The sequence below is a fragment of the Actinomadura violacea genome (assembly GCF_017573465.1).
In the GTDB taxonomy this organism is placed as follows: domain Bacteria; phylum Actinomycetota; class Actinomycetes; order Streptosporangiales; family Streptosporangiaceae; genus Spirillospora; species Spirillospora violacea.
On the sequence record NZ_JAGEPF010000064.1, the window covers coordinates 1 to 10,040 of the forward strand.

Genomic DNA, 10,040 nt, shown 5'->3' on the forward strand with positions numbered 1-10,040 from the left:
CGGTGCCGACTTCGCGGGCGACGCGGGTGACCTCGTCGGCGAAGGCCGAGAGGGTGTCGACCATCGTGTTGACGGTGTCCTTGAGTTCGAGGATCTCGCCCTGGGCGTCGACGGTGATCTTCTTGCCGAGGTCGCCCTCGGCGACCGCGGTGGTGACCTGCGCGATGTTGCGCACCTGATAGGTCAGGTTGTTCGCCATCGCGTTGACGTTGTCGGTCAGGTTCTTCCAGACACCGCTCACGCCCCGCACGTTGGCCTGGCCGCCGAGGCGGCCTTCGGTGCCGACCTCGCGGGCCACACGGGTGACCTCGTCGGCGAACGCCGACAGCTGGTCCACCATCTGGTTCACGGTGAGCTTCAGCTCCTGGAGCTCACCGGTCGCCTCCACCGTGACCTTGCGGGTCAGGTCGCCCTGCGCCACCGCCGTCGTGACCTCCGCGATGTCGCGGACCTGCGACGTCAGCCGCGCCGCCATCACGTTCACCGACGCCGTCACGTCCCGCCAGCGGCCGGTCATGCCGCGCGACGGGGCCTGCCCGCCGAGCCGCCCCTCCGTGCCGACCTCGCGGGCGAACTGGGTGACCTCCCAGGTGAACTGGTCCAGCAGCTCGACCATGCCGTTCACCGACTTGGCCATCCGCAGCAGCTCGCCGCGCATCGGCCTGCCGCGCACCCGCAGCTCCACCCGCTGGCTCAGGTCGCCCGCCGCCACCGCCTCCACCACCCGGTGCATCCCGGTGGCCAGGTCGGTCAGCTTGTCGATGATCGCGTTGGAGTCCTCCACGGCCGCCGCCCACGACCCGCGCAGCGTCCCCGGCGTCAGCCGCCCGCGCAGCTGCCCCTCGCGGCCGATCTCGCGCCGCACCCGGGCCAGCCCGGACGCCACCTCGTGGCCGTTCTGCCGGATCTCGTCCAGGATCCCCGCGGCCTCGGCGACGGCGCCCTCCCCGGGCACGTTCAGCTCGGCGCCCGTCCGGCCGTCCCGGACGGCCGCCAGCGCCTTCAGCAGCGGCGCCAGATCGGCGTCGCTGTAACGCGGAGTGGTGTCGCGAGACCCGCCCGCGGGGCGGGCACGGGACGCTGTACGCGGCATGCTCTTCATCCTCCTGGCCCGCTGTCGCCGGGTGCCCGGCACGCCGGGCCGGTCCGTCCGGACCGCCTCCCGGCCGCATCTGTACTCTACGTTGCCGGCCCTCCCCGGACCTGAATCGCACGCTCACGGGTGACAAGCGGCATAGGTCGTGGATCGTGGTCGGTAGCCTTCGTGTTACGGTCTGTCGTGGTGTGACGGTGGGTCGCACACCGAGGTCAGAGGCATCGCGCGGCCCCGGTTCGGCACTCTCGTGGCCGGGTGGCCGCACGGTCTGCCACGATGGTCGGACCCGGGTAATCAGGCTTCGAACGAGGGACGGCAGTTGGATCGGCAGACGGCGTCGGCGACGTTCCCGTCCGCCGCCGCGGCGGTGGCGGACGCGCGCCGCTTCGTCCGGAAGGTGCTCGCCGACTGGGGCATGGAGGAGGCCGCCGACGACGCGGTCCTGGCCACCAGCGAGCTGGCCACCAACGCCGTCGCCTACGCGGGGACGTCCTTCGAGGTCTCGTGCCGCCTGGAGGGCGGCGACATCGAGATCGAGGTCCGCGACCGCCACCCCACCCGGGGCATCGAGATGCCCGGCGTCACCGCCTCCAGCGGCCGCGGGCTGCCGTCGATCGCCCGGCTGGCCGCCTCCTGGGGCGTCTCCTACGACCGCCGAACCAAGGGCGTGTGGTTCCGCCTGCCGCGCCCCGGCGCCGACGACGACACCGCGCAGCCCGGCGCGCCCGCCGACGAGGCGGCCGCCGCGGAGGCCCCGGGCATCGCCGGCGCCGAGCGGGCCGCGCGCGACTTCGCGAGCCTCGACAGGTCCGACGACACCGGGCTCGACCCCGCGGTCCCCGGCGCCCAGGCCCGCGACGACCGCCTCGGCGGCGACCGGCTCGAGGCCGCCGGGATGGGCGAGACGCCCGCCGCCGGCGACCGGCTGCTGCGCTCACCCGCCGCGGTCGAGGCCATGGAGGACGCCGTCGCGGCCGTCCGCGAGGTCCTCGGCGCCGACGGCGCCGCCGTGCTGCTCACCGAGCGCGACGGACGGCTGATCATGGGCGCGTCCAGCGGCATGGCCGCCGAGATGCCGCTCGACGGCCTGACGGTCGGCGGGCTCGCCCCCGCCGTGCGGGCCGGCTCGCCCTGGGTGGCCGCCGACGCCGCCGACCCGGCCGCCGCCGCGCTGCGGGCCGGGTCCCTGGCCGCCGCGCCCCTGGAGTCGCAGGGCCGCCTCACGGGCCTGCTCGTGGCCGTCGCCTCGGCCCCCGGCCGGTTCCAGGACGCCGACGGCGCCCGCCTCGGCCGGCTCGCCGACGAGATCTCGCTGTCCCTGGAGAAGGCCAGGGTCGGCGAGCTGGAACGGTCCTGGCGCGGCTGGCTCAGCTTCGTCGCCGAGGCCAGCGACCTGCTCGCCGGCACCCTCGACCAGGAGCGCACGATGGCGCTGGTCGCCCAGCTCGTCGTGCCCCGGCTGGCCACCTGGTGCGCCGTCTACACCATCACTGAGGCCGAGCCCGCGCGGCTCGCCTACGTCTGGCACGCCGACGAGACCCGCGCCGACGGCCTGCGCGACCTGCTCGACCAGGCCCGCTCCGCCCCGCCGATGGACGCCCCCGGGCCGTGGAACGGCCTCGCCGGCGCCCCGGAGGAGGTCCGCGCCGCCGCCGGCGACACCGCCGACGACCAGGCCTACGCGTTCCCGCTGATCGCCCGCGGCCGGCGCATCGGCAGCATCGTCATCGGCCGCCCCGCCGCCGACCGGTTCCAGCGCAGCGCCATCGAGCTGGCCGAGGAGCTCAGCCGCCGCGCCGCCCTCGCCGTCGACAACGCCCGGCTGTTCTCCGCGCAGACCGCCATGAGCAGCGCGCTGCAGCGCAGCCTGCTGCCGCCCGGCATCCCGGAGATCCCCGGCCTGGAGGTCGCGGTCGTGTACGAGCCGGCGGGGGAGGGCAGCGAGGTCGGCGGCGACTTCTACGACGTGTTCGAGTCGGGCGTGCGGCCCGGCTCCCCGCAGCCCGCGTCCCGCTGGCGGTTCGCGATCGGCGACGTCTGCGGCACCGGGCCGGAGGCCGCCGCCGTCACCGGCCTGGCCCGGCACGCGCTGCGCATCCTCGCCGCCGAGGACATGTCGGTGCCCGGCGTGCTCGCCCGGCTCAACCGGCTGATCCTCGGCGAGGGCGAGCGCGGCCGGCTGCTCACCCTGCTGCACGGCGAGATCGCGGCGCGCCGCCGCCGCGACGGCGTGACGATCAGGCTGACGAGCGCGGGGCACCCGCCCCCGCTGGTGCTCGACCCGGAGGGCGGCGTCCGCGAGGCAGCCTCGCCGCAGCCGCTGCTCGGGGTGTTCGACGGCGTGGAGTTCCACACCGACACCCTCGAGCTGCGCCGCGGCGAGGTGCTGCTGTGCGTGACCGACGGCGTCACCGAGCGGCGCTCGGGCGGCCGGCTGCTCGGCGACGGGCACGGCCTGGAGCGGCTGCTGGCCGGCTGCACCGGGCTGAGCGCCGGCGCCGTCGCCGCCCGCATCCAGCGCGCGGTGCGCGACTTCGGCCCCGAACCCTCGAACGACGACGTTGCCCTCATCGTTCTGCGGGCGTCATGATGGAGACCAACAATCGGTAAGGTGGGGTGGCGTGGGGCTTGCCTTGCACACGACACGACAGGACGGCCGCGCGACGATCGCCGCGCGCGGCTCCATCGATCTGCACTCCTCCGACGAGCTGCGGGCCCGGCTCGCCGAGCTCGTCGACGCCGGTGAGCGCACGGTCGTGGTCGACCTCACCGCCGTCGACTTCTGCGACTCCTCCGGGCTGAACGTCCTGGTCCGCGCCTACAAGCACGCGCGGGCGCAGAACGCGACGCTGACGGTCACCGGCGCCTACGGGCGGGTCGAGAACGTGCTGCGCACCACCGGCCTGGACCGCTTCCTGATCGCGGGCCCGGCGGAGGAGGCGCCCGCCGATGGACGCTGACACGGCGCCGCCCGGACCCGGGCGGCCTGACCGGACGGAGCGGGACGCGATGCGGAACGGCGAGCAGGCGGAGTGACCGATCCCATGACCGAGACCACGCTGCGCGCGGCGCCCCAGACGGAGGCCGTCGAGTACGCGCGCCGGCTCGCCGCCCGCACCATGCGCACCTGGGCGCTGATGGAGCGCGAGGAGCTCGTCACCGCGATCGTCGCCGAGCTGGTCGCCAACGCCGTCCGGCACGCGGGGACGGCGCTGGAGCTGCGCCTGCTGCGCGGCACCGGGCGCGTCCGCGTCGAGGTCCGCGACCGCGCCTCGCAGCTGCCGCGGCTCACCGTCCCCGGCCCCCTCGACGAGTCGCACCGCGGCCTGTTCATCGTCGACCGGTTCGCCACCTCGTGGGGCGCCGACCAGGTCACCGGAGGCAAGGTCGTCTGGGCCGAGGTCAGCATCTGACGCGGCGGCGCCGCCGCTACGAAGATCGTTCGCCACGCCGCTCGCGGCGCATGCCCGGACACGAGAACGGCGCGCCCGCCGCCCGGAGGCGGGGCGCGCCGTGCCCGTCCGCTGGTCAGGACGACTTGCGGTACAGCTCCGCGACCATGAACGCCAGGTCCAGCGACTGGCCGCGGTTGAGCCGCGGGTCGCAGGCCGTCTCGTACCGCTGGTGCAGGTCGTCCTCCGCCAGCCCGTGGCCGCCGCCGGTGCACTCGGTCACGTCGTCGCCGGTGAACTCGATGTGGATGCCGCCCGGGTGCGTGCCGAGCGCCCGGTGCACCTCGAAGAACCCGGCGACCTCGTCCAGCACGTCGTCCAGGCGTCGCGTCTTGTGCCCGCTCGGCGCCTCGTAGGTGTTGCCGTGCATCGGGTCGCAGATCCATGCGACCGGGGCGCCGCTCTGGTGCACCTTCTCGATCAGCGGCGGCAGCACGTCCCGGATCCGGCCCGCGCCCATCCGCGTGATGAACGTCAGCCGGCCCGGCTCCCGGTCGGGGTTGAGCCGGTCGATCAGCGCGAGCGCGTCGTCGGCGCTGGTCGTCGGCCCGAGCTTCACCCCGATCGGGTTGCGGATCCGCCGCAGGAACTCCACGTGCGCCCCGTCCAGCTGCCGGGTCCGCTCGCCGAGCCACAGGAAGTGCCCGGACACGTCGTAGGGCAGCCCGCTGAGGTGGTCGATGCGGGTCAGCGCCCGCTCGTACTCCAGCAGCAGCGCCTCGTGGCTGGAGTAGAACTCCACGCTGTGGAACTCCTCGGGGCTCACCCCGCACGCCTTCATGAACGTCAGCGCCCGGTCGATCTCCCCGGCGAGCTGCTCGTACCGGCGGCCCGACGGGCTCGATGCGACGAAGTCCTGGTTCCAGGCGTGGACCTGCCGCAGGTCGGCGTAGCCGCCCTTGGTGAACGCCCGGCACAGGTTCAGCGTGACCGCCGAGCAGTGGTAGGCCCGCAGCAGCCGGTGCGGGTCGTTGCGGCGGGACTCGGCGTCGAAGGCGAGGCCGTTCACCGCGTCGCCCCGGTAGGCGGGCAGCTCCACGCCGCCGCGCGCCTCCGACGGCTTCGAGCGCGGCTTGGCGAACTGCCCCGCCATCCGGCCGATCTTCACGACCGGCACGCTGGCGGCGTAGGTGAGCACCACCGCCATCTGCAGCAGCGTCTTCAGCTTGTTCTTGACCGCGTCGGCGTTCGACCCGTCGAACGTCTCCGCGCAGTCGCCGCCCTGCAGGACGAACGCCTCGCCGCGCGCGACGTCCGCGAGCCGGGCCTTCAGCTGGTCGCACTCGCCGGCGAACACGAGCGGCGGCTGCGCCGCAAGTTCGGCCGCGACCGCGCGGACCTCGTCCGGGTCGTCCCATTCGGGCTGCTGCAGGGCGGGGAGGTCGCGCCATGCGTCGAGCGCCCCCGCGACGCTGGAAGTACTCACGCGCAAAGGCTATAGGGCGCCGCGCGCGCTCGGCGCCCGCTCCGGGACCGTCCGGGGCATCGGCGGAGGTTCCATCTCCCAAGGGCAGGGCCTGATCACAGGGCCGAATCGGGCCGTAAGCGACGAAACGCCGACCGGGCGGCCCTCAGGCCGCCCGGCCGGCGGATCACGCTTCGCGTTCGGTCGTACGGTGTTCGGTTGTTCGGATGCGGACGGTTCAGGCCGCGCGGCTTCCGGCAGTGGCCCGCACGGGCTCGCCTGCCGCCGGACGCGCCCCCGCCAGCGCCCGCCGCCCGCTCAGGTCGGTCTCGGTCGCCAGCTGCCGCAGCCGCCGCAGCGACCGGTCGGTGATCTGCCGCACCCGGTTGTGGCTCAGGCCGTACCGGGCGCCGATCTGGGCGTAGGACAGCGGCTGGCCGTTGTCCATCCCGAACCGGGCCCGCAGGATCGCCGACTCCCGCTCGGGCAGCCGGTCCAGCAGCCTGCCGAGGCCCTCCAGGTCGTCCAGCGCCAGGATCTCCGCCTCGGGCGTCACCGCGTCCGGGTCCTCCAGCAGGTCGCCCATCGCGGTCTCGCCGGCGTCGTCGACGGTCGCGTCCAGGCTCGCCGGGTCGCGCCGCCAGCGCAGCAGCTCGTCGACGTGCTCGGGCTCGGCGCCCAGCGTCCCGGCGAGCTCGTCGCGGGTCGGTTCGCGGCCGAGCTCGCGGCCGAGCTGGCGTTCGGCGCGCCGCAGCCGGGAAAGCTCCTCCTCCACGTGGACGGGCAGCCGGATCGTGCGGGCGGTGTGGCTGAGCCCGCGCCCGATCGCCTGCCTGATCCACCACGTCGCGTACGTGGAGAACTTGAAGCCGCGCCGGTAGTCGAACTTCTCCACCGCGCGCATCAGCCCCAGGTTCCCCTCCTGAATGAGGTCGATGAGGGGCAACGAGTCGGTCGGGTACTTCCGGGCGATCGAGACGACCAGCCGCAGGTTGGCCTCGACGAAGCGCTGCTTGGCGCGCAGCCCCGCCGCGACCAGGTCCTCCAGCTCCTCGTGGGACGCGCCCGCGGGCGTGCGTCCCTCCTCGAGCAGCTGTTCGGCGTACAGGCCCCCTTCGATCGCCTTGGCCAGATCGACCTCCTCCTGCGCGTCGAGCAGGGGAGTACGGCCGATCCGGTCGAGGTACGCTCCGACAAGATCCTTGTCGGTGCCGTCGACCCTGTCGCCCTTGGTACGGGTTGCAGCCATCCTGACCCTTCTCCGGTGCGATCTCCCTATGAGGTCAACGCTAATTACCGTCCTGTGATTCCCGGCTGAGGAATACTGCGAGGCTGTCAGCCGCTCTATCGTCCTGATACCCCGGCAGAGGAGAAACCGACATGGCGACCGTCACACTCACCACCGACAACTTCGACGAGGTGGCACAGGGGGACGGCATCGTGCTGGTCGACTTCTGGGCGGAGTGGTGCGGGCCGTGCAAGCGGTTCGCGCCCGTCTTCGAGAAGTCCGCCGGCAAGCACGACGACATCGTTTTCGGCAAGGTCGACACCGAGGCCCAGCCCGAGCTGTCCGAACGGTTCGGGATCGCCTCGATCCCCACGCTGATGGCGATCCGCGACGGAGTGATCGTCTTCGCGGAGCCGGGCGCGCTGCCCGAGTCCGTGCTGGAGAACGTGATCGAGCAGGTCCGGGCCCTCGACATGGAGGACGTCCGCCGCCGCGCGGAGTCCTGAGCGCCGGGCCGCCCGGTCCCGTGCGGGTTGCGGGCGGGGGACGCGCAGCCGTCACGGGCGCGGCAGGATGGCAAAGATGCGGGCCGCGCCGCCCGCCGCGGCCCGCCTATGGACGATGATGGACGGATGCTCGCCGATGTCGTCCCGTATTTGGTGTGCCCCGTCTGCGAAGGGGATCTGGCGCTGGCGGAGCGGGGACTGCTCTGCCCGTCAGGGCATGCGTTCGACATCGCGCGGCAGGGCTACGCGAACCTGCTTCCGGGCAATGCTCGCCCGGGAACGGCCGACACGCCCGAGATGGTCCGCGCGCGCGCCGAGTTCCTCGGCGCCGGCCATTTCGAGGCCCTCGCCGGACCCCTCGCCACGAGCGTCGGCCGATCGCTGGAGGGGCACAGCCTCGTCCTGGACGCCGGCGCCGGCACCGGCCACTACCTGAGCCGGATCCTGGACCGGGCGCCGGACGCGACGGGCCTCGCGCTGGACATCTCCAAGCACGCCGCCCGCCGCGCCGCCAAGGCCCATCGCCGCGCCGGCGCGGTCGTCGCGGACCTCTGGCGTCCGCTTCCGGTGCGCGACGGCGCCGCGGCGACCGTCGTGAACGTGTTCGCACCCCGCAACGCCGCCGAGTTCCACCGCGTCCTGAGCCATGACGGGCTGCTCTTCACGGTGACGCCGTCGCCCCGGCACCTGGGCACGCTCGTGGAGTCCCTCGGGCTGCTGTCGATCGACGAACGCAAGACCGAGCGCATGGACGCGGCCCTGTCCGGCTACTTCAAGTTCGATTCACGGCAGCAGATCGAGGGCGAGGCCGTCCTCACCCACGAGGAGGTCGCGACGCTCGTGGGGATGGGGCCCAGCGCCCACCACGTGCCGGCGGAACGGTTGTGGGAGCGGCTCCGCCCGCTACCGGATCCGCTGCCAGTTCCGCTTGCCTTCGTGCTGTCGGTCTACCGCCGGCTCGAATAGCCGGCCCCGGGGGCGCGCAGGAGCCTCCTGGACGAGTTCAAGTACCGCCTGGGGGAACTCGCCGGGCGTGGCCACCTCCCGTACGGCGGGCACGTCCCCGGTCTCGAAGGTGAACGACGCGGATACCGAACGGGCGGTGCCGCTGAGCAGGACCCGCTGGAGAGCCTGCCCCGCCCGCAGCCACTCGGTGCGTCCGTCCCCGGCCGTGGTCAGGACGGCGCGCTGGGCGACACCGTCCGGCGCGGTCGGCAGCGGATGGAGCGCCGCCCCCTCCAGCCGGGCCGCCTCCCGCAGCTCGTTGAGGACGTGCGCGGACGGGCGTTCGCCCGAGGACGAGGTCGTACCGGACTGCGGACGCAGGGTGGCCGCGCAGAGCAGCCGCTCTTCGCGCGTCACCCGGTGGCGCCCCACGAGGCGGACGGTCGCGAGGAGCGCCGGCCGTCCCGCGTCGGGAAGCAGCCGCACCACGGCCTCATGCCCGAGCTGAGCGGCGGTGAGGCGCAGGTTCACCAGCGCGGCCCCGCTCGCGAGGTGCAGGGCCCGGCCGGCGGGATCGCGCAGCCGGCGGAACCGGTCCGGATCGGCGTGCAGTTCGATGAGACCCGCGACGACCTTGAACCGCCAGGCGTGCACGTCATGGACCGTCGGTCCCATCGTCGCGGCGACCACCAGGCGCTCCGCGGAGGCGCGGACGGTTGCGGGGACACTCACGAGCGTTCCTCCTCACCTCGGCCGGCATCGGGGACCGGCCGAACCGGGGGCCGGCCGCCGCCCCGCCGGAACACCGGCGGGCGGGCGGCACGGGTCTGCGAACGGTACCGCACTGTGACCCGCTCCACGAAGGCCGTGAAAAGGGAGGTCAGCGGGCCTGCCGGTGGTGCCCGGACAGCGGGGGGCGGCGGGACGCGAGCGCCCTGATTTGACGGTCCCGCGGGCGGGACCTAATGTCTGTCTCGCCCCGAGGGATGCGGGACGCCGACAGGCGGACGGCCCCGGGGGAACCAGGACTCGGAAAAACGGTTCGGGCACTGCCCGGGCCGGGGTACGATGACTGGGTCAGCCCGAGACGGGATGCAGGACGCCGCAAGGTGGCCGGCCCGGAGGGCACCTCCCGATGAACGATCTTCGCAGAACTCTGTTCTGTCCTGATCGCGACGCGTGGAGAGCCAGGATCACCTTCGACCGTCAAAAAGATCTTCACGGATCAGCTTGACACGGAGAATGAACCTGGTAAGTTAGAAGGGTTGCCCCGGAGCGAGAGCCGCGGAAGCGGGTCTGGCGCGGTGGGTGTCCGTTTCTTGAGAACTCAACAGCGTGTTAAAAGCCAGTGCCTTTATCGGTTCGGCCGGCATGGCCGGACCAACCCCGTGGCCATCCTCGTTTTCGG

The 10,040-nt window shown here is 73.5% G+C and carries 9 protein-coding genes; 5 read left to right on the forward strand and 4 right to left on the reverse strand.

Translation table 11 applies throughout. The features are described from left to right. Positions 1-1,093: HAMP domain-containing protein (locus tag J4709_RS52600; RefSeq protein ID WP_208253063.1), on the reverse strand; the 1,093-nt coding region annotated here is incomplete at its 3' end. A 322-nt stretch (positions 1,094-1,415) separates the two neighbouring features. Here J4709_RS52600 and J4709_RS52605 point away from each other — a divergent pair. The 3 genes from J4709_RS52605 (at position 1,416) to J4709_RS52615 (ending at position 4,509) form a co-directional block, all read left to right on the forward strand. Then, positions 1,416-3,686, forward strand: a complete 2,271-nt coding sequence (locus J4709_RS52605) for a SpoIIE family protein phosphatase (protein WP_208253064.1) — start codon at positions 1,416-1,418, stop codon at positions 3,684-3,686. A 31-nt stretch (positions 3,687-3,717) separates the two neighbouring features. Then, the gene (locus J4709_RS52610) at positions 3,718-4,056 is read left to right on the forward strand and encodes an STAS domain-containing protein (protein ID WP_173100728.1); all 339 of its coding nucleotides are present in this window, start codon (positions 3,718-3,720) and stop codon (positions 4,054-4,056) included. 84 nt (positions 4,057-4,140) lie between these two features. After that, positions 4,141-4,509: an ATP-binding protein gene (locus J4709_RS52615; RefSeq protein WP_232385435.1), complete on the forward strand. Its 369-nt coding sequence runs from the start codon at positions 4,141-4,143 to the stop codon at positions 4,507-4,509. A gap of 115 nt (positions 4,510-4,624) precedes the next feature. Here J4709_RS52615 and J4709_RS52620 read toward each other — a convergent pair whose 3' ends face one another. Together J4709_RS52620 and J4709_RS52625 are read right to left on the reverse strand one after the other, a co-directional pair. Beyond that, complete coding sequence (locus tag J4709_RS52620; RefSeq protein ID WP_208253066.1) at positions 4,625-5,974, reverse strand: class II 3-deoxy-7-phosphoheptulonate synthase; 1,350 nt, start codon at positions 5,972-5,974, stop codon at positions 4,625-4,627. 217 nt (positions 5,975-6,191) lie between these two features. Next, positions 6,192-7,202, reverse strand: a complete 1,011-nt coding sequence (locus tag J4709_RS52625) for a sigma-70 family RNA polymerase sigma factor (RefSeq protein ID WP_232385436.1) — start codon at positions 7,200-7,202, stop codon at positions 6,192-6,194. Positions 7,203-7,333: 131 nt separating this feature from the next. On the opposite strand from J4709_RS52625, the gene trxA reads away from it, so the two are divergent. Then, positions 7,334-7,687 carry a thioredoxin gene (gene trxA / locus J4709_RS52630; protein ID WP_208253067.1) on the forward strand — a complete coding sequence of 118 codons (354 nt, stop codon included), beginning with the start codon at positions 7,334-7,336 and terminating at the stop codon, positions 7,685-7,687. 126 nt (positions 7,688-7,813) lie between these two features. After that, the gene (locus J4709_RS52635; protein WP_208253068.1) at positions 7,814-8,653 is read left to right on the forward strand and encodes a putative RNA methyltransferase; all 840 of its coding nucleotides are present in this window, start codon (positions 7,814-7,816) and stop codon (positions 8,651-8,653) included. On the opposite strand, the gene J4709_RS52640 is transcribed toward J4709_RS52635, so the two are convergent. Then, on the reverse strand, positions 8,591-9,364 hold the full coding sequence (locus J4709_RS52640) for a nitroreductase family protein (protein WP_307802186.1): 774 nt from the start codon (positions 9,362-9,364) through the stop codon (positions 8,591-8,593). The two genes, J4709_RS52635 and J4709_RS52640, sit on opposite strands and share 63 nt — an antisense overlap. Positions 9,365-10,040: the final 676 nt, after the last annotated feature.